This window comes from Duganella sp. FT27W, from assembly GCF_009295655.1.
Classification (GTDB): Bacteria; Pseudomonadota; Gammaproteobacteria; order Burkholderiales; family Burkholderiaceae_D; genus Rugamonas; species Rugamonas zoogloeoides.
Window position 1 is genome coordinate 127,195 of record NZ_WHIV01000005.1, and the last position, 19,648, is coordinate 146,842.

The 19,648-nt window shown below is 63.4% G+C and carries 20 protein-coding genes; 12 read left to right on the forward strand and 8 right to left on the reverse strand.

Translation table 11 applies throughout. The annotated features are described in order from the left end of the window. The first annotated feature begins 17 nt into the window (after window positions 1-17). From F8197_RS22560 to F8197_RS22570, 3 genes are read left to right on the forward strand one after another with little or no spacing between them, the layout of a single operon-like run. Window positions 18-983: an aspartate carbamoyltransferase catalytic subunit gene (locus F8197_RS22560; protein WP_019921341.1), complete on the forward strand. Its 966-nt coding sequence runs from the start codon at window positions 18-20 to the stop codon at window positions 981-983. Window positions 984-991: 8 nt separating this feature from the next. Further along, entirely contained in the window at window positions 992-2,296 is a 1,305-nt protein-coding gene (locus tag F8197_RS22565; RefSeq protein ID WP_152883775.1) for a dihydroorotase, read from the forward strand. Between the two features lie 4 nt (window positions 2,297-2,300). After that, on the forward strand, window positions 2,301-3,065 hold the full coding sequence (locus F8197_RS22570) for a 1-acyl-sn-glycerol-3-phosphate acyltransferase (RefSeq protein WP_193333537.1): 765 nt from the start codon (window positions 2,301-2,303) through the stop codon (window positions 3,063-3,065). Here the strand turns inward: F8197_RS22570 and F8197_RS22575 are convergent. Continuing rightward, window positions 3,062-3,940, reverse strand: coding sequence for a symmetrical bis(5'-nucleosyl)-tetraphosphatase (locus F8197_RS22575; RefSeq protein ID WP_152883777.1), 879 nt, complete (start codon window positions 3,938-3,940; stop codon window positions 3,062-3,064). The two genes, F8197_RS22570 and F8197_RS22575, sit on opposite strands and share 4 nt — an antisense overlap. Before the next feature lie 140 nt (window positions 3,941-4,080). Here F8197_RS22575 and rfbB point away from each other — a divergent pair, with 140 nt between their 5' ends. The 9 genes from rfbB to waaA all read left to right on the forward strand — a co-directional run bounded on the left by rfbB (window position 4,081) and on the right by waaA (window position 13,077). Then, the gene (gene rfbB / locus F8197_RS22580) at window positions 4,081-5,154 is read left to right on the forward strand and encodes a dTDP-glucose 4,6-dehydratase (protein ID WP_152883779.1); all 1,074 of its coding nucleotides are present in this window, start codon (window positions 4,081-4,083) and stop codon (window positions 5,152-5,154) included. After that, window positions 5,151-6,059, forward strand: a complete 909-nt coding sequence (gene rfbA, locus F8197_RS22585; protein WP_152883781.1) for a glucose-1-phosphate thymidylyltransferase RfbA — start codon at window positions 5,151-5,153, stop codon at window positions 6,057-6,059. Before rfbB ends, rfbA begins: the two co-directional genes overlap by 4 nt. Then, window positions 6,056-6,601, forward strand: coding sequence for a dTDP-4-dehydrorhamnose 3,5-epimerase (gene rfbC / locus F8197_RS22590; protein ID WP_152883783.1), 546 nt, complete (start codon window positions 6,056-6,058; stop codon window positions 6,599-6,601). The genes rfbA and rfbC overlap by 4 nt, the downstream gene beginning before the upstream one ends. Then, window positions 6,598-7,455, forward strand: a complete 858-nt coding sequence (rfbD, locus tag F8197_RS22595; RefSeq protein ID WP_152883784.1) for a dTDP-4-dehydrorhamnose reductase — start codon at window positions 6,598-6,600, stop codon at window positions 7,453-7,455. The genes rfbC and rfbD overlap by 4 nt, the downstream gene beginning before the upstream one ends. Before the next feature lie 256 nt (window positions 7,456-7,711). Continuing rightward, window positions 7,712-8,803, forward strand: a complete 1,092-nt coding sequence (locus tag F8197_RS22600; RefSeq protein ID WP_152883786.1) for a glycosyltransferase — start codon at window positions 7,712-7,714, stop codon at window positions 8,801-8,803. Window positions 8,804-8,868: 65 nt separating this feature from the next. Beyond that, window positions 8,869-9,183 (forward strand): H-NS family nucleoid-associated regulatory protein, encoded by a 315-nt coding sequence (locus F8197_RS22605; RefSeq protein ID WP_056137692.1) that lies wholly within the window; start codon window positions 8,869-8,871, stop codon window positions 9,181-9,183. Between the two features lie 196 nt (window positions 9,184-9,379). Then, window positions 9,380-10,762, forward strand: coding sequence for a phosphomannomutase/phosphoglucomutase (locus F8197_RS22610; RefSeq protein WP_152883787.1), 1,383 nt, complete (start codon window positions 9,380-9,382; stop codon window positions 10,760-10,762). Window positions 10,763-10,766: 4 nt separating this feature from the next. Beyond that, on the forward strand, window positions 10,767-11,777 hold the full coding sequence (gene waaC, locus F8197_RS22615) for a lipopolysaccharide heptosyltransferase I (RefSeq protein WP_152883789.1): 1,011 nt from the start codon (window positions 10,767-10,769) through the stop codon (window positions 11,775-11,777). 1 nt (window position 11,778) lies between these two features. Next, window positions 11,779-13,077 carry a lipid IV(A) 3-deoxy-D-manno-octulosonic acid transferase gene (gene waaA / locus F8197_RS22620; protein WP_152883791.1) on the forward strand — a complete coding sequence of 433 codons (1,299 nt, stop codon included), beginning with the start codon at window positions 11,779-11,781 and terminating at the stop codon, window positions 13,075-13,077. Here waaA and F8197_RS22625 read toward each other — a convergent pair. The 7 genes from F8197_RS22625 to glyQ form a co-directional block, all read right to left on the reverse strand. Further along, window positions 13,074-13,802 carry a hypothetical protein gene (locus F8197_RS22625; RefSeq protein ID WP_152883793.1) on the reverse strand — a complete coding sequence of 243 codons (729 nt, stop codon included), beginning with the start codon at window positions 13,800-13,802 and terminating at the stop codon, window positions 13,074-13,076. The genes waaA and F8197_RS22625 overlap by 4 nt on opposite strands. A 98-nt stretch (window positions 13,803-13,900) precedes the next feature. Beyond that, window positions 13,901-14,080, reverse strand: coding sequence for a hypothetical protein (locus F8197_RS22630; protein ID WP_082488493.1), 180 nt, complete (start codon window positions 14,078-14,080; stop codon window positions 13,901-13,903). A gap of 81 nt (window positions 14,081-14,161) precedes the next feature. Next, window positions 14,162-15,139 carry a M48 family metallopeptidase gene (locus F8197_RS22635; RefSeq protein WP_373996978.1) on the reverse strand — a complete coding sequence of 326 codons (978 nt, stop codon included), beginning with the start codon at window positions 15,137-15,139 and terminating at the stop codon, window positions 14,162-14,164. 35 nt (window positions 15,140-15,174) lie between these two features. Continuing rightward, window positions 15,175-15,876, reverse strand: a complete 702-nt coding sequence (locus F8197_RS22640) for a lysophospholipid acyltransferase family protein (RefSeq protein WP_373922119.1) — start codon at window positions 15,874-15,876, stop codon at window positions 15,175-15,177. A 66-nt stretch (window positions 15,877-15,942) separates the two neighbouring features. Further along, window positions 15,943-16,530 (reverse strand): D-glycero-beta-D-manno-heptose 1,7-bisphosphate 7-phosphatase, encoded by a 588-nt coding sequence (gene gmhB / locus F8197_RS22645; protein WP_152883795.1) that lies wholly within the window; start codon window positions 16,528-16,530, stop codon window positions 15,943-15,945. Beyond that, window positions 16,531-18,645, reverse strand: coding sequence for a glycine--tRNA ligase subunit beta (gene glyS, locus F8197_RS22650; RefSeq protein WP_152883797.1), 2,115 nt, complete (start codon window positions 18,643-18,645; stop codon window positions 16,531-16,533). It lies immediately after the preceding gene. A 15-nt stretch (window positions 18,646-18,660) separates the two neighbouring features. Continuing rightward, the gene (gene glyQ / locus F8197_RS22655) at window positions 18,661-19,617 is read right to left on the reverse strand and encodes a glycine--tRNA ligase subunit alpha (RefSeq protein ID WP_152883799.1); all 957 of its coding nucleotides are present in this window, start codon (window positions 19,615-19,617) and stop codon (window positions 18,661-18,663) included. Between the last annotated feature and the right edge of the window lie 31 nt (window positions 19,618-19,648).

A 19,648-nucleotide genomic window follows, 5' to 3' on the forward strand; every position in this document is an offset into this window, starting at 1 on the left:
CTCTACGCCCATTCACCATGCTCAATCCGCAACTGAACAAACACGGCGAACTCCAGCACCTGCTGTCGATCGAGGGACTGCCCAAGTCCATCCTCAATCACATTCTGGATACCGCCTCGTCGTTCGTCGGCATTTCCGACCGCGATGTGAAAAAAGTCCCGCTGATGCGCGGCAAATCGGTGTTCAACCTGTTCTTCGAGAACTCCACCCGCACCCGCACCACGTTCGAGATCGCCGCCAAGCGCCTGTCGGCGGACGTGATCAACCTGAACATCCAGGCCTCGTCGGCCAGCAAGGGCGAGTCCCTGCTCGACACCATCGACAACCTGTCGGCCATGCACGCCGACATGTTCGTGGTGCGCCACGCGCAGTCGGGCGCGCCGTACCTGATCGCCAAGCACCTGATGGAGACGAAGCAGTCGCACGTGCACGTGGTCAACGCTGGTGACGGCCGCCATGCCCACCCTACCCAGGGGTTGCTGGACATGTACACGATCCGCCACTACAAGAAAGATTTTACGAATTTGCGCGTGGCCATCGTCGGCGACATCCTGCACAGCCGGGTGGCGCGCTCCGATATCCACGCGCTGACCACGCTGGGCGTGCCGGAAGTGCGCGCGATCGGCCCGCACACCCTGCTGCCGGGCGGTCTCGAGCAAATGGGCGTGCGCACCTTCACCAACATGGATGAGGGATTGAAAGACGTCGATGTGATCATCATGCTGCGCCTGCAAAACGAGCGCATGAGTGGCGCGCTGCTGCCGTCGGCGCAGGAATACTTCAAGAGCTACGGCCTGACCCCCGAGCGCCTGGCGCTGGCCAAGCCCGACGCCATCGTGATGCACCCCGGTCCGATGAACCGTGGCGTGGAAATCGATTCGGCCGTGGCCGATGGCGCGCAAGCGGTGATTTTGCCGCAAGTAACTTTCGGGATCGCCGTCCGCATGGCGGTGATGAGCATCGTGGCAGGTACGCAGGGATGAGCGCAGGTATGAAAAACATTGTTATCAAAAACGGCCAGGTGATCGACCCGGCCAACGGCATCGACGGCCAGCACGACCTGTACATTGTCGAGGGCAAGATTGCCGCCATCGGCACCGCGCCGCAAGGTTTTACCGCCGACCAGGCCATCGACGCTGCCGGCCTGATCGTGTCGCCCGGCTTCGTCGACCTGGCCGCGCGGCTGCGCGAGCCGGGCTACGAATACAAGGCCACGCTGGACTCGGAAATGCAGGCTGCCATGCAAGGCGGCGTGACCAGCCTGGTGTGCCCGCCCGACACCGACCCGGTCCTCGATGAACCTGGCCTGGTGGAAATGCTGAAACACCGCGCCCGCTCGCTGAACCAGGCCCACGTGCACCCGCTGGGCGCGCTGACCATGGGCCTGAAAGGCAAGGCGCTGACCGAAATGGCCGAGCTGACCGAATCGGGCTGCATCGGCTTTTCGCAGGCCGAGGAAGTCATCGAAGACACCAACGTGCTGCTGCGCGCACTGCAATACGCGGCCACGTTCGGCTTCACCGTGTGGCTGCGTCCGCAGGATGCGCATATCGGCCGGGGCGGCATCGCTGCCAGCGGTCCGCTGGCTTCGCGCCTGGGCTTGCCCGGTGTGCCGGTCATGTCCGAAACCATCGCCCTGCACACGATTTTCGAGCTGATGCGCGCTACCGGCGCGCGCGTGCACCTGTGCCGTATTTCGTCGGCTGCCGGTCTCGAGCTGATCCGTAGCGCCAAGGCCGAAGGCTTGCCGGTCACGTGCGACGTCGGTGCCCACCACGTCCACATGACCGATGCCGACATCGGCTTCTTCGACTCCAACGCGCGCATGACGCCACCGTTCCGCAGCCAGCGCGACCGCGATGCGATCCGCCTGGGCCTGCTCGACGGCACCATCGACGCGCTGTGCTCGGACCACACGCCGGTGGACGACGACGAGAAACTGCTGCCGTTCGGCGAAGCTTCTCCAGGTGCTACCGGACTGGAACTGCTGCTGTCGCTGAGCCTGAAATGGGCCACCGATTACGCCGCCCAGCAAAATACTGGCGATATGCGTCCGCTGGCGCGGGCGATCGCCCGCATCACGTCCGAGCCGGCCCGCGTGGCGGGACTGGCTGCCGGCACCTTGTCGGTGGGCGCGGTGGCCGACGTGGTGGTGTTCGATCCGGAAGCGCACTGGACGGTAGAAGCAGCTGCCCTGGCCAGCCAGGGCAAGCATACGCCTTTCCTCGGCTACAACCTGGCCGGGCAGGTACGCACGACCATCGTGGCGGGTCACGTCGCGTTCCAGCGTTCTTGATGGCATGAAGTTATCTACCATGTTGCGCCTGGCGCGCGTGCTCATGCACGTGCTGCAGGGCATGGCGATTTGCGCTGTCGTGTTCCCGTGGCTGGGGCAGGAGCGGCGCAATGGCCACATCCGCCGCTGGTCGCGCCAGTTGCTGTCGTTGTGTAATGTGACGGTGGTGCAGGACGGCGGCGTCAGCGCTGCCGCGCCGGCGCCGGTGCTGTCGCAGGCGATGGTGGTGTCGAACCACGTCTCGTGGCTCGATATTTTCGTGATCCACAGCCTGTACCCGAGCCATTTCGTGGCCAAGGCCGAAATCCGGTCATGGCCGCTGGCCGGGTGGCTGGCGCAGAAGGCCGGTACCGTCTTTATCGCACGCGGTAACCGGCGCGACCTGCGCCTGATTTTCGAAGGATTGGTGACGACCTTGCAGCGCGGCGAGCGGGTGGCGTTCTTCCCGGAAGGTACGACTGCTTCGCAAGGGGAGTTGCTGCCGTTTCACGCCAACCTGTTCGAGGCTGCCATCGACGCCCAGGTGCCGGTGCAGCCGTTTGCGCTGCGTTACGTGGACGCCGCCGGCGCCTTGCACCACTCGGTCGATTTCATCGGCGAGATGACGTTTGCCGAGAGCATCGTGGCAATCCTGGACGGGCCGCCGGTGACCGCGCGCGTGGCCATCATGCCGGCCATCGCAACTGTCGGGGCGCACCGGCGCGAGCTGGCCGAAGTGGCGCACCAGGCGGTTGCCAGCGCACTGGGCGTGGCTTCCGCCTCACACTAAGCCTTCTTTTTGGCCGGTTCCTGGAACTGCGGACACTGCACTTGCAGCAGGCTGCGGTCTTCCAGGCACATGGCCGACAACTGTCCGCCCCATACGCAGCCGCTGTCGAGGCCGATCAGGTCGGGGCGCACGGTCAGCCCCAGCGCCGACCAGTGGCCGAACACCACCGTGGCGTTTGCGCTCTGGCGGCCCGGCACCTCGAACCACGGCATCAGGCCGGACGACGGGTCGGCCTTGCCGCTTTCCTTCATCTTGAAGTCCATCACGCCTGCCGCATCGCAAAAACGCAGCCGCGTCATGGCGTTGATGATGCAGCGCAGGCGTTCGGCGCCGGCCAGCTGGTCCGACCACTGCGCCGGCTCGTTGCCGTACATCTGCGCCAAAAATTCTGCAAAGGCGTGGTCGGGACCGCGCAGCATTGCCTGCACTTCGCCGGCCAGGGCCAGCGCCTGTTGCGCGTTCCATTGCGGCAGCAGGCCGGCGTGCACCAGCACGTGTTCGCGGCCGGCGGCGTGGACCGAGATCGCCAGCGGCCGGCGCCGCACCCAGTCGATCAGGTCGTCGCGGTCGGGGGCGTCGAGAATCTCGGCCAGGGTATCGGACTTGTGCTCGGCGCGGATGCCATAGGCCACCGCCAGCAGGTGCAGGTCGTGATTGCCGAGCACGCTGTCGATGCGCCCGTCGCTGGCCAGCGCCAGTTGGCGCACATGGCGCAGCGTCGCCAGCGAGTCGGGGCCCCGGTTGATCAGGTCGCCTGCAAACAGGATGGACGGCGCCATATTGCCGCACTTGGCAGCATGCGCACGGATGCGGTCGAGCATGGACAGCGCTTGCTCGTGGCAGCCTTGCAGATCCCCGATGACATAGGTTTGCATATTAAATACTCATTATTCGTTGTTTGGGGGATTTGAAATGGCGGGTAAATCGGTGTCCAGGATGGCTTTTTTCCCATTTGCACCGAAGTTTCACATAAAATATCGCCTAATATTAACTAACGCTTGCTGCAGGATACTAAATGATTTTTGTTACAGGTGGTGCCGGCTTCATCGGTTCAAATTTTGTCCTCGACTGGCTGGCCCAGTCCGATGAGCCAGTTGTCAACTTCGACAAGCTCACATATGCCGGCAATCTCAACAATCTCGCCAGCCTGAAGCAGGATGCGCGCCACATCTTCGTGCGCGGCGACATCTGCGACCAGGCCCAGGTCCTGGCGCTGTTCCAGGAACACAAGCCACGCGCGGTGGTGCACTTTGCCGCCGAAAGCCACGTCGATCGTTCGATCGTGGGCCCTGGAGAATTTATCAATACCAACATCAACGGTACCTTCAGCCTGCTCGAAGCCGCACGAGCTTACTGGTCGACGCTGCCGGAAGCAGAAAAAGCGTCGTTCCGCTTCCTGCACGTATCCACCGACGAGGTGTATGGCACCCTGGGCCCGGACGATGCACCGTTCACCGAAACCACCGCATTTGCGCCTAACAGCCCGTATTCGGCATCGAAAGCGGCGTCCGACCACCTGGTGCGCTCGTACTTCCACACCTATGGCCTGCCGGTGGTGACCACCAACTGCTCGAACAACTACGGTCCGTATCACTTCCCGGAAAAGCTGATTCCGCTGATCATCGCCAACGCCCAGGCCGGCAAACCGCTGCCGATTTACGGCGACGGCCAGCAGGTGCGCGACTGGCTGTACGTGAGCGACCACTGCGCGGCGATCCGCCGCGTGCTCGAAGCGGGCCGCCTGGGCGAGACCTACAATGTCGGCGGCTGGAATGAAATGGCCAACCTCGACGTGGTCAACACCCTGTGCGACATGCTCGACAAACAAAAGCCGAAGGCCGACGGCAGCAGCTACCGCGCCCAGATCACCTATGTCAAGGATCGTCCGGGCCACGACCGCCGCTACGCCATCGACGCCCGCAAACTCGAGCGCGAACTGGGCTGGAAGCCGGCCGAGACCTTCGAGACCGGCATCGCCAAAACCGTGCAATGGTACCTGGACAACCAGGCCTGGGTCACCGACGTGCAGTCGGGCAGCTATGCCAACTGGGTGGAAACCAACTACTTCAACCGCGAAGGCCAGCAATGAGCGCCGCAAACAATACCCTGAACCGCAAGGGCATCATCCTGGCCGGCGGTTCCGGTACCCGTCTGTACCCAGTGACGATGGCCGTATCGAAGCAATTGCTGCCGATTTACGACAAGCCGATGATCTATCATCCGCTGACGGTGCTGATGCTGGCTGGCATCACTGAAATCCTGCTGATTTCGACACCGCAAGACACGCCGCGCTTCGAGGAACTGCTGGGTGACGGCAGCCAGTGGGGCATCAAGCTCAGCTACGCGGTCCAGCCATCGCCGGACGGCCTGGCGCAAGCGTTCATCATCGGCAAGGAATTTATAGGCGATGCGCCATCGGCGCTGATCCTCGGCGATAACATCTATTACGGCAACGATCTCGATGCACTGCTGCGCAGCGCCAACCAGGAGCCGCAAGGCGCCACCGTGTTCGCCTACCACGTGCAGGATCCCGAGCGTTACGGCGTGGTGGAATTCGACGACGGCCGCACCGCCATCTCGATCGAGGAAAAGCCGCTCAAGCCAAAGTCGAACTACGCGGTCACCGGCCTGTATTTCTACGATAACAAGGTGTGCGACATCGCCGCCAGCATCAAACCGTCGCCGCGCGGCGAGCTGGAAATTACCGATGTCAACCGCGTCTACCTCGAGCAGAACAAGCTCAAGGTGGAAGTGATGGGACGCGGCATGGCCTGGCTCGACACCGGCACCCACGATTCGCTGCTGGAAGCGGGGCAATTCATCGCCACCATCGAAAAGCGCCAGGGCCTGAAAGTCGCTTGCCCGGAAGAGATTGCCTATCGCAAGGGCTACATCACTGCCGAGCAAGTACGCAAGCTCGCCGAGCCGCTCAAGAAAAACAATTATGGCCAGTATTTGCTGCAGATTTTGGAAGATAAGGTGGTTACCCGATGAACGTCATTACTACGCCGCTTGAAGGCGTGCTGGTATTGGAACCGCGCGTCTTCGGTGACGACCGTGGTTACTTTTTCGAAAGTTATAACGCCCGCCGTTTCAAGGAATTGTCGGGCGTTGATCCGGTCTTTGTGCAGGACAACCATTCGCGTTCGGCCAAGGGCGTGTTGCGCGGCCTGCATTACCAGATCCAGCAAGCCCAGGGCAAGCTGGTGCGCGTGACCGAAGGCGCGGTGTTCGACGTCGCGGTCGATCTGCGCAAGAGCTCGCCAACCTTCGGCAAGTGGTTCGGCATCGAGTTGTCGGCCGAGAACAAGCGCCAGTTGTGGGTGCCGGCCGGTTTCGCGCATGGCTTCGTGGTCACCTCCGAGGTCGCCTCGTTCCTGTACAAGACCACCGATTACTGGGCGCCCGAATTCGAGCGCGCGGTGTTGTGGAACGATCCGGCGATCGGCATCGACTGGCCGCTCGATGGCGAGCCGCAGTTGTCCGGCAAGGATCAAGTGGCATCGCTGCTGGCCGATGCCGAGGTCTTCGCATGAAGATCCTGCTGACCGGTAGCACCGGCCAGGTCGGTTACGAGCTGGCGCGCAGCCTGCAAGGCCTGGGCGAAGTCGTGGCGGTCGATCGCAACGTCATGGACCTGTCCAACCTGGACCAGGTGCGCGACGTGATCCGCACCGTGCGTCCGCAACTGATCGTCAACCCGGCCGCCTACACCGCCGTGGACAAGGCCGAGAGCGAGCCGGAACTGGCCTACCGCGTCAATGCGGAAGCCCCGGGCCTGATGGCGCAGGAAGCGAAACTGCTGGGCGCGGCCATGGTGCATTACTCCACCGACTACGTATTCGATGGCAGCGACCCGTCGCCGCGCGGCGAGGACGATGCCACCGGCCCGCTCAATGTGTATGGCGCCAGCAAGCTTGCCGGCGAGCAGGCGATTGCCGCTGCCGGCATCGACCACCTGATCTTCCGGACCAGCTGGGTGTATGGCATGCGCGGCAAGAACTTCCTGCTGACCATGATGCGCCTGGCCAAGGAACGCGAGGAATTGAAGGTCGTGGCCGACCAGCACGGCGCACCGACCTGGAGCCGCACCATCGCCGACACCACGGCCCTGGTGCTGGCCCAGGCCGGTCCGGCCGGTGCCGACTGGTGGCGCCAGAACAGCGGCGTCTATCACCTGAGTGCACAAGGCCAGACCACCTGGTTCGAGTTCACCCAGGCCATCGTCGAAGCGGCCGGGCTGTCGTGCCGCGTGCTGCCGATCGGCAGCGCGGATTACCCGACCCCCGCCCGTCGTCCACAGTACTCGGTGATGTCGTCCGAGCGCCTGGTATCACGTTTCTGCCACCTGCCCGACTGGAAGCAGGCCTTGCATCTCTGCATGGGCTGATCACCTGGCATTACCGCAACATCACGTTACAAACCTGGCGAGTTTGTATCGATTGGTAAGCAAGCAAGCTTTACCAATATTCCACTGCTAAGATCGCGGCGCACATTTTTTGCGCCGCGCATCGCCACTCTCCCTTGCTTTGCGCATAGATCTCCACCGATACGTGTCTGTGGCCGGCTATCCGGTACAATCGAGTTGACGTGCTGACAACCCAGCCGTCCGACGTAGCAGGCGCCTTCGGTAATATGGACCACCTATGTTCTCTTTCTTGTTGAGCTTTATCGCTTCCGCACTCCTGACCTTGCTGGTGATCAAGGAGTCACGCCTGCATGGGTCGGCGCTCGATGCCGTCGCCGGCGTGCAGAAGGTGCATGCGCACCGGGTGGCGCGCATCGGCGGACTGTCGATTTTCCTGGCGGTGGCGCTCAGTTCCGCCATTTCCATCTGGCGCGTGCCCACCATGGGATCGTGGCTGGCGGCTTTGCTGCTGTGTTCGGCCGTAGCGTTCGCCGGCGGCATCGTCGAAGACTACACGGGCCGGGTCAGTCCGGCGCGCCGCCTGCTGTTGACCATGGCCGCTGCCGCGCTCGGCTTTTTCCTGCTCGACGCCCGCATCGACCGCATCGACTGGCCATTTGCCGTGCTGCCGCTGGGGTACTGGTGGTTCACCCTGCCGCTCACGGTGCTGGCGGTCTCGGGCATCGCCAACGCGATTAATATCATCGACGGTTTCAATGGACTGGCCAGCGTGGTGTGCATTTGCATGTTGCTGTCGCTTGGCTATGTCGCGCTGCAAGTGAACGACACCTTCGTGCTGGTGGCCGCACTGATGGTGGCTGGCGCCACGGCCGGCTTCCTGATCTGGAACTACCCGGTGGGGCTGATCTTTCTCGGCGATGGCGGCGCCTATTTCATCGGTTTCATGCTGGGCGAGCTGGCTCTGCTGCTGGTCATGCGCAATCCCGAGGTATCGACCTGGTATGCGGCGTTGTTGCTGATTTATCCGGCATTTGAAACGCTGTTCTCGGTGTATCGCAGAATGTTTGTACGTGGAAAGTCACCGGCAATTCCCGATGGCATACATTTGCACAGCCTGATTTTTCGGCGGGTGGTGCAGTGGGCCGTGGGGCGTAAGGAAGCGCGGGCACTGGTGCGCCGCAATTCGCTGACCTCGCCTTATCTGTGGCTGTTTTCGCTGTCGGCGGTGATACCGGCCACGCTGTTCTGGAATAACACCACAGTATTAATTGCGTGTTGCCTGGTATTTATGGCCAGTTACATCTGGATTTATGTGCGCATCGTGCGTTTTAAAGCGCCGCGCTGGATGATCAGGCATAAGAAACCGTAATTTCTCGCTGATGGAGTAATATATTCTGGCAGTGAAAATATATAGTCATCACTTAAAGGATCAATATGGACTTGAGTAAATTAACTTCTGCACAATTACGTGATTTGCAGGAGCAGTTAAAAGACGAACTGAAGCAGCGCGCCAGCCAGGACCGTTCGGAGGCGCTGGAGCAAATCCACGCCATCGCGCGCAGCGTCGGTTTGCCGCTCAAGGAACTGCTGGGCGCCGCCCCGGTGCGCAGCGGCCGTACCGGACCGGTGGCAGCACGCTACCGCAACCCGGCCGATGCCTCGCAACAGTGGACCGGTCGCGGCCGCCAGCCGAAATGGGTCAAGGACTGGGTGGACGGGGGCAACGATATCGCCGGCCTGAAAATCTGACGTCCTCTGTCGGTCCCTGCAAGACGGCGCCGGGGCTTGCCTGTCGCCGCCATCGCACTTACTATGTCAGCATTCTGGTATTTACATCAAGTGGTTAAGTTTTTAGCCACTGCCGCAACTTCCCATCAGGGTTCCTTCCAATCCCGCTTCTCTCTGACGGTTTGCACCGCCAGCAAGGGCACGACTGACATTCATTATGGTTTCCTTATCCAAGACGATCTTCAAGGCTTACGACATTCGCGGCATCATCGATAAAACCCTCGACGAGGGCGTCGCGCGCCAGATCGGCCAGGCCTTCGGCCAGGCTGCCCTGACCAAGGGCGAGCAAACCGTGGTGATCGGCCGCGACGGTCGTCTGTCGGGTCCGGCACTGACCGCGGCGCTGGCGCAGGGCTTGCAAGCGGCCGGCGTCAACGTGATCGACCTGGGCGTGGTGGCCACGCCAATGGTGTATTTCGGCACCAACGTGCTGGGCGCGGCCTCCGGCATCATGGTCACCGGCAGCCATAATCCACCGGACTACAACGGTTTCAAGATGGTGCTCGCCGGCGAGGCGATCCACGGTGAATCGATCACCGCGCTGTACCAGAGCATCGTCGATCACGATGGTTCCCAGGCTGCCGTGCCTGGCAGCTATAGCACCCACGACATCCGCGCCCAGTACCTCGAGCGCATCATCGGCGACGTCAAGGTGGCGCGTCCGATCAAGATCGCTGTCGATTGCGGCAACGGCGTGGCCGGCGCATTTGCTGGCGACCTGTACCGTGGCATGGGTTGCGAAGTGATCGAACTGTTCTGCGAAGTGGACGGCACCTTCCCCAACCACCATCCCGATCCGGCCCATCCGGAAAACCTGCAAGACCTGATTCGCGCCCTGCAGGAGTCCGACGCTGAAATCGGCCTGGCCTTCGACGGCGACGGCGACCGCCTGGGCCTGGTGACCAAGGATGGCCAGATCATTTACCCGGACCGCCAGATGATGTTGTTTGCGGAAGATGTGCTGTCGCGTAACCCTGGTGAGCAGATCCTCTACGACGTCAAGTGCACGCGCCACCTGGCGCCGTACATCGAGAAGTCGGGCGGCGTGCCGCTGATGTACAAGACCGGCCACTCGCTGGTAAAAGCCAAGCTCAAGGAAACCGGCGCGCCACTGGGCGGCGAGATGAGCGGCCATATCTTCTTCAAGGACCGCTGGTACGGTTTCGATGACGGCCTGTACGCCGGCGCCCGCATGCTGGAAATTCTCACCAAGCAGGCCGATCCGTCGGCGCTGCTCAACGCGCTGCCGCAGTCCGACAGCACGCCCGAGCTGCACCTGCACCTGGCCGAAGGCGAAAACTTCATCGTGATGGACCACCTGCGCGCCAACGCGCAGTTCCCGGGCAACAAGCAGATCATCACCATCGACGGCCTGCGCGTGGAATACGAAGACGGCTTCGGCCTGGCGCGTTCGTCCAACACCACGCCGGTGATCGTGATGCGGTTCGAAGCCGAAACACCAGCCGCGCTGGCGCGCATCCAGGGCCAGTTCCGCGACGTGATCCTGGCTGCCAAACCGGACGCCGAGCTGCCGTTCTAGACCCATGGCGACGCAAGCGCGCGGCGGCAAGCCGTTGAATATTTTGCTGGTGCGCGTGTCGTCGCTCGGCGATGTGCTGCACAACCTGCCCATGGTGGCCGACATCGCCCGCCACTTCCCGGACGCCAATATCGACTGGGTGGTGGAGGAGGGCTTTGTCAGCCTGGTGCGGCTCAACCCGCGCGTGCGCACCATCATTCCGTTTGCGCTGCGGCGCTGGCGCAAAAGCCTGGGCAAGCCTGAAACACGGGCCGAAATCAAGGCGTTTTTCCGCACCCTGCGCGCACAAGAGTATGACTACGTGTTCGACACCCAGGGCTTGCTCAAGACCGGCGTCATCATGGGCGCGGCGCGCGTGGTCAAGGGCGGGCGCAAGGTCGGCATGGCCAACGGCAGCGAAGGCTCGGGCTACGAAGGCATCTCGCGCATCTTCCACAACCTCAGCGTGCCGACCGACCCGCGCACCCACGCGGTGGCGCGTGGGCGCATCGTCGCTGGCGCCGCGCTCGGCTACCCGGTGGATACGCCGGCCGACTTCGGCCTGGCGCCGCTGGCTGACGATACCCCGCGTCCCGACTGGATGCCGTCCGCGTACACCGTGTTCTTCCACGGCACCGCGCGCGACGCCAAGAAATGGGCGCCCGAGCACTGGATCGCCCTGGGCCGTGCGCTGGCCCCCATGACCATCCTGCTGCCGTGGGGTTCGCCCAAGGAAAAGGCGGAAGCCGAACACCTGGCAGCCAGCCTGCCCAATGCCCGGCTGCTGCCCAAGCTGTCGATGGCGGACGCGGTGCTGCTGGCGCGCCGCGCCGACCTGGTGATTGGCGTCGATACCGGGCTGACCCATATCGCTGCCGCTTTCGTGCGGCCCACGGTGGAAATCTACGCCGATTCGCCGCGCTGGAAGACCGAGGGCAACTGGTCACAACGCATCATCAACCTGGGCGACACCGGCACGCCGCCGACGGTAGAGCAGGTGCTGGACGCTGCCCGCACCCTGCTGGCAGGGACCTGAGATGCGCCTGCTTTATACGCTGCTGTGGTGGCTGGCCCTGCCGCTGGTGCTGGCGCGGCTGTGGCTGCGCGGCCGCCGCGAGCCGGGCTATCGCCAGCACTGGGCCGAGCGCCTGGGGCTGTATGGCAAGGCCGCACCTTCCGCAGCGGCGCCAGTACTGTGGGTGCACGCTGTCTCGGTGGGCGAGACGCGCGCCTCGGAGCCGCTGGTCGACGCCCTGCTGGCCGCGTATCCGGATAGCCGCGTCGTGCTCACCCATATGACGCCCACCGGCCGCGAGACCGGCCGTACCCTGTTTGCCAGGCATGGCGCGCGGCTGGTGCAGTCGTACCTGCCGTACGACACCGGCTTAATGGTGTCCGGCTTCATCAGGCATTTCAAGCCGTCGGTATGCATCCTGATGGAAACCGAGGTGTGGCCCAACCTGATCGCCACGTGCGGCCGGCGCGGCGTGCCGGTGGTGCTGGCCAATGCCCGCCTGTCGCAGCGGTCGCTGGGCAAGGCGCAGCGCCTCGGTGCGCTGATCCGCGCGGCGGCGCAAGGCATCACCCTGGTAGCCGCACAGACAGAGGCCGATGCCGCGCGCGTGCGGTCGCTTGGCGTGCCACGCGTGGAAGTCACGGGCAGCATCAAGTTCGACGTGGTGGTGCCGCCGGCGGCGCTGGCCGTGGGCGCCGCCTTGCGCGCGGCCATCGGCGCGCGGCCGGTGCTGCTGTGCGCCAGTACCCGCGACGGCGAGGAAGCGCTGATCCTGGAAGCCTTCCGCCGCGACCGCGCAGTACTGCCTGCCAAAACCTTGTTGCTGATCGTGCCGCGCCATCCGCAGCGCTTCGACGACGTGGAAAAAATGATCGGATGGCAGGGAATGAATGTACAGCGGCGCAGCACTATCGATACGGGCGCGCCGCTGGCGTCCCATATCGACGTGGTGCTCGGTGACTCAATGGGCGAGATGTTTGCTTACTACGACGTGTGCGATGTCGCTTTCGTGGGCGGCAGCCTGCTGCCGCTGGGCGGCCAGAATCTGATCGAACCGGCTGCGCTGGGCAAGCCGGTACTGATCGGCCCGCACACCTTCAATTTCGAACTGGTCACGCAGGAGGCAGTCGTCGCCGGCGGCGCCGTGCGCGTGGTGGACGCCCCCGAAATGATGGAGCAGGCGGCACGCCTGCTCAACGACGCGCAGGCGTGCAGCGCCATGGGCGCCAGGGCTCTGGCATTCGCCAGCCAGCACCGCGGCGCCACCGCGCGTACGCTAGCGCTATTGCCGCCGCTGCTGCGCAGGGCTGCGGGTGATTAGTAACCCATTTTGCCGGCTGCTTGCTGCAGCGTGGTGTCGAGCTGCTTGCGGATTGCTGCGGCAGTACGCTGCTCCACGGCGGGGTCCTGCAGGCTCGACAAATCGTAGTTGAGTCCGATTTCCGTAGCAGGCACGCTGCCGTCCGGGCCGCCGGACATCCGGATTTCCTCGCCATTCTTGTCCAGCAGCGCCAGCACGATGCGCGCATGGATGGTGGCCGCACCCACGTTTTCCTTGTTCATGGTCCTGGTGCGGATGCCCATGCCGCGCGCATAGGGGTTGTCGCTGGTGGTATCGAGGACCACGAACACCAGGTCGGCACCGGTGTCGCGCGCAATCGCCTGCAATTCGGGCTTGACGCGATGGGTGAGGGAGATCCAGGGGGTGCCGCCGTTCAATTTTTCCGCCAGCGCGGTATCGGGCGGGACCGCCACGACCGACCATTGCGGACGGGCCGCTTGCAGGCGTTGCTCCACCACGCGCAAGGCAGTGCGATTCAATTCGCCTTTCTGATCGACGACCTTGTGGTCGTTATTGAACACGGTCAGGCCGAAGTGCACCACCGGGGTCTTTTCCTCGAGAAGCGACACGATGGCAACTTTTTTGATATTGCGGTCCTCCTCAGCGGTGCGCGGCGGCGTCGCCGCGCAGCCGCTCAGTACTGAGGCGAACACGAGCAGGGTGACAGTGGAAGGGAAAAACTGGCGCAGGCGTTGAACGAACATGATTTCCTGATAGAGATGATAATAAGGCGCCTATTTTGCTGCCTCCATATCATTTCTGGCCAGAACAATTTAATTCATGAGGCACACGCCCAACAATCTCAACCGCCCCCAATACCCTCGATGATGACGCCGGTGCCGCCACAATTGGCGCAGGCGACGTGATCGCCATCCTGCTCGATCTGGCCACTGCCGTGACACATCGGACAGACATCTTCACCAGTGCCGGGCGTACCGGCGGGCGCATCATCGCCGGGATTGCGTGTGGGAGCGTTTGCCATGACGACCTCGAAAAATAAAAGGAAGTGTCATTTTTACACGTTCGCCTGACAAGCCGCACTCGTTTCGACTAAGCAACTGGATTAGTTGAACAGGACCGGCAGTTCCTGCGCCCGTTTGCGCAGCAGGTTGCGGGCGTCGTCGTATTCTGGATAAATCAGGCCCACCGTGTCCCAGAAGGCGGCGCTGTGGTTCATCTCCAGCGTGTGCGCCAGTTCGTGGGCGACCACGTAGTCGATCAGCGGCAGCGAGAAGTGGATCAGTTTCCAGTTCAGGCGGATCTTGCGGTCGGCCGTGCACGAGCCCCAGCGGGTGCCGGCCGATGACAGGCCGAACGAGCTGTAATGCACGCCCAGCCGTTCCGCGTATAAATCCAGGCGCTGCACGAACAACTGCTTCGCTTCGTGCTGATACCACGCTTTGACGCGCTCCTTGAGCGTGTGTTCGGTGGCGCCGGGCAGCAGCACCATGGTCAGTTCGCGGGTGGCGGCATCGAAGCTGCTGCGGTGGCGGCCGCCGACCAGCAGGCGCAGCGTGATGTCGGCGCCAAGGTAGGGCAGCTGGGCGCCGTCGATCCATTCCACCGGGGGCTTTTGCAGGCGGGCGGCGCGGCGTTCGCGGCGTTCCTTGAGCTTGGCCAGGATCCAGCCCTGCTTGGTGCGGATGGCGTTGTCGATCTCGGTGATGGTCACGCGCTTGGGGGCGGTCACGCGCAGGCCATCGTCGTCGATCATGAAACCGATCGAGCGGCGCGTCGAGCGGCGTAGTTCGTATTCGAGGATGAATTCGCCCACTTGCAGCTGGCGCTTGGAACTGTGTTCGGGCGGGGGCGCTGGCGGGCGGGATTTGACGGGTACCGCGATGGCGGGCGGGGTAACCGGCGTAGCAGGCGTGATATAGGGAGAAACCGGCGGCGGCTTGGCGGCCGGCGGGGGTACCGACCAGACCGGCGCCGTGTACACCGAGCGGGGCGGCGGGGCCGCCTCGCGTCCGAACAGGTCGGGCTGGTCGATAGCAGCAGCTGCGGCGGGCTGTACCGCCGTCGCTGCCTGCGCTGGCACCTGCTGTTGCAGCGGGTCTGGCCGTGCCTGCGTGGTCAGGTCGTCGAGCCAGCGTTGTAGGCGTGGGGCGAAATGACGCGCATTTCTGATTCTATCCAATTTTCCACCTGTTGCATCATGCCGTCCGGCGTTTGTCCTTCGGAAGAAATAGGCTTGCCAATCGATACTGTAACAAGCCCGGGCCGTTTGATGAAAGAATTTTTTGGCCAGCATTCGCCCGAGTTGTGGGCGATCGGTACCACCACCGCGCCGGTGGCAATCGCCAGCCGGGTGCCGCCGCTCTTGTACTTGCCGGCCTGGCCCACGGGAATCCGTGTGCCTTCAGGGAACATGATGATCCACTGGCCGTCGGCCAGCCGTTTTTTGCCGATCCGCACCACGTGCTTGAAGGCGTTCTTGCCCTGCTTGCGGTCGATCGGGATCATGCGCATCAGCGCCATGGCCCAGCCGAAGAACGGAATGTACAGGATCTCTTTCTTGAACACGAACACCAGCGGACGCGGCAAGTTGGGCAGCAAAAAGATGGTCTCCCATGCGGACTGGTGCTTCGACAGCACCACGGCCGGCGCATCCGGGAAGTTTTCGGCGCCGCGGATTTCGTAACGGATGCCGCAGATCACCTTCAGGCACCAGACGATGAACACGTTCCAGCGCGACGTGACCCAGAAGCGCTTGTTGTACGGCAGCGGCGCGGCCAGGAAGCATACCAGCGACCAGATCACGGTGGCCACGATCATCACGATGGTGAACAGCAGCGAACGCAAAAACAAAACGGGATGACCCAATGCAGACTCCAGATACTTTTATTGATTGATGGCAGGCGCCGTTGCAGGCACGGCGGCGGTCTTGAGCAGGTGCGCCACCATGGCCGCCAGGTCCGCGAACACTTGCGTGCCGGGCGGCAGGCCGCCGGTGGCCTGGGTTTTTTCGCCCTTGCCGGTCAACACCAGGTACGGCACACAGCCGCTGACATACCCCGCCTGCAGGTCGCGCAGCGAATCGCCCACGACCGGCACGCCTTTGAGGCTGAGCTTGTAGCGCTGGGCGATTTCGGAAAACATGCCCGGCTTCGGTTTGCGGCAATCGCAGTTGTCGGCCGCCGCGTGCGGGCAGAAGAATACCGCGTCGATGTCGGCGCCCACTTGCTGCGCCAGGCTGTGCATCTTGTGGTGGATGGCGTTGAGGGTGACCATGTCGAACAGTTCGCGGGCGATGCCCGACTGGTTCGACGCGACCACCACCCGGTAGCCGGCCTGGTTCAGGCGCGCAATCGCCTCGAGCGAGCCGGGCACCGGGATCCACTCGGCCGGCGACTTGATGAAGTCGGGCGAGTCGTGATTGATCACGCCGTCGCGGTCGAGGATGATCAGCTTGACGGCCGGCGCACCCATTTACGCCGCCAGCTTCGAAATGTCGGCCACGCGGTTCATCATGCCGTGCAGCGACGACAGCAAGGCCAGGCGGTTGTTGCGCAGGGCAACGTCCTCGGCCATCACCATCACGTCGTTGAAGAAGGCATCGACCGCGTCGCGCAACTGCGCCAGGGTTTTCAAGGCATCTTCAAAGTCGCCGCGGATGAACGCTGCGTCGATGTCCGGTTGCACGCGGGTGACCGCAGCAGCCAGGTCTTTTTCGGCCTGGTCTTGCAGCAGGGCGGTATCGACCACGGTGGCGCTCTCGCCGGCGGCGGCCAGGGCAGCCTCGTTCTTTTTCAGGATGTTGGTGATGCGCTTGTTGGCGGCAGCCAGCGACGCCGCTTCCGGCAGCGCGGCAAAGGCTTTGACTGCTTCCAGGCGTTGCACGATGTCGTCCAGGCGGTCCGGGTTTTGCGCCACGACCGCTTCGATTTCATTTGGCGAGAAGCCGCGCTCGCGCAGGATGCCGCGCAGGCGGTCCATCATGAAGGCGGAGACGTCACGCGCCGGATCGGTAAAGCCGGCCACGCCGGTGAATTGCTGGGCCGCCGCTTCGAGCAGGCCGCTGATCGACAGGATCAGGCGTTTTTCGATCAGCATGCGCAGCACGCCCAGGGCGTGGCGGCGCAGCGCGAACGGGTCCTTGTCGCCGGTAGGCTGCAGGCCGATCGACCAGATGCCCACCAGGGTTTCGAGCTTGTCGGCCAGCGCCACGGCGGTGCCGGTGACGGTGGACGGCAGCGCGTCGCCGGCAAAGCGCGGCTGGTAGTGTTCGAACGCGGCCAACGCTACGTCTTCCGGCTCGCCGTCGTTGCGGGCGTAGTAGGTGCCCATGATGCCTTGCAGCTCGGGGAACTCGCCGACCATGTCGGTCAGCAGGTCGGCCTTCGACAGCTTGGCGGCGCGGGTGGCCATGGCAGTGTCGCCGCCGATCTGGGTGGCGATGAAGCCGGCCAGGCCCGAGACGCGCTCGCTGCGCTCGGCTTGCGTGCCCAGCTTGTTGTGGTACACGACGTGCTTGAGCAGCGGCAGGCGCGACTCCAGTGTCTTCTTCTTGTCCTGCTCGAAGAAGAACTTGGCATCGGACAGGCGCGGGCGCACCACGCGCTCATTGCCGCCGATAATCGCCTGCGGCGTGTCGGTGGCAATGTTGGAGACGATCAGGAAGCGCGAACGCAGCTTGCCGTCGGCATCGGTCAGCGCAAAGTATTTCTGGTTGGTCTGCATGGTGAGGATCAGGCATTCCTGCGGCACGGCCAGGAACGCTTCCTCGAAATGGCAGGCGTACACCACCGGCCATTCGACCAGGGCAGTCACTTCGTCGAGCAGCGCTTCGGGCATCAGCACCTGGTCGGCGCCGGCAGCGGCCAGCAACTCGGCGCGGATTTTTTCCTTGCGCTGGTCCACGCCTGCCAGGACTTTGCCTTGTGCTGCGAGGGTGGCGGCGTAGCTGTCGGCGTCGCTGATGGTGACGTCGCGCTGGCCGGGAGCGGTCAGGAAGCGGTGGCCTTCGGTCACGTTCGACGCGGTCAAACCCAGCAGGGTCAAGGGCAGCACGGTGGCGCCATGCAGCGCGACCAGGCGGTGCGCCGGGCGCACGAATTGCACGGTGGCGCCGTCAGGGCGCTGGTAGCTCATTACTTTCGGGATCGGCAGCTTGGCGACCGACTCGACCAAAGCCGCTTGCAGGCCTGCTTGCAGCGCGCTGCCGGCGGCGGTATAGGTGTAGAAGAAGCTCTCGGCCTTGCCGTCCTGGGCGCGCTCGAGTTCGGCCACGGTCAGGTTGGGGAAGCCCAGGGCATTGAGTTTTTTCGCCAGAGGCGCGGTCGGGTTGCCCGATGCATCGAGCGCCACCGACACCGGCAGCACTTTTTCGCGAATCGATTTATCGGGCGACGTGGCGCGCACGCGGGTGATGGACACGGCCAGGCGGCGTGGCGTGGCGTACGACGTGGCAACGCTGTCGGCTTCCAGGTAGTCGCGCGATTTCAGGCCGTTGACGATGCCGTCGGCAAATGCCTTGCCCAGTTTGGCAAGCGCCTTGGGTGGCAGTTCTTCGGTCAGCAGTTCGATGAGCAGGGTGTGAGTCATGTTATTCAATTCTGATTATTCGGCGACAGTGGCAGTGGCAGTGTCAGCAACGGCAGCGGCAGCGGCAGGGGCCAGCGGGAAACCGAGGCGTTCGCGCGATTCGTAATATGCTTGCGCGACCAGGCGCGACAGGGCGCGTACACGGCCGATGTAGGCCGCGCGCTCGGTCACGGAAATGGCGCCGCGTGCGTCGAGCAGGTTGAAGCTGTGCGACGCCTTCATGATCTGCTCGTAGGCTGGCAAGGTCAGCTGCGCTTCGATCAGACGCTTGGCTTCGGACTCGTGGTTGTTGAACTGGGCAAACAGCAGATCGGTGTTCGAGTGCTCGAAGTTGTAGGCCGACTGCTCCACTTCATTTTGATGGAACACGTCGCCGTATTTCAGCGTTTTCGTCACCGGTTCGCCGGCCGCGCCGTTTTCTTCCCAGGTGGTCCACACCAGGTCGTACATATTTTCCACGCCCTGCAGGTACATCGCCAGGCGTTCGACGCCGTAGGTGATTTCGCCGAGCACTGGCTTGCAGTCGAGGCCGCCCACTTGCTGGAAATAGGTGAACTGCGTCACTTCCATGCCGTTCAGCCACACTTCCCAGCCCAGGCCCCAGGCGCCCAGGGTTGGCGACTCCCAGTCGTCTTCCACGAAGCGCACGTCGTTCTGCTTCAGGTCCAGGCCCAGCGCAGCCAGCGAACCGAGGTACAGGTCGAGGATGTTTTCCGGCGCCGGCTTCATCACTACCTGGTACTGGTAGTAGTGCTGGCCGCGATTCGGATTTTCGCCGTAGCGGCCATCCTTGGGACGGCGCGACGGCTGCACATAGGCGGCGCGCCATGGCTCGGGGCCGATCGCGCGCAGGAAGGTGCCGGTGTGGAACGTGCCGGCGCCGACTTCCATGTCGTATGGCTGGAGCAGGGCGCAACCTTGCTGGTCCCAATAGGTTTGCAAGGTCAGGATAATTTGTTGGAATGTCAGCATCGTGTGTGGTCTAGGGCGCGCCAGGTGGGCG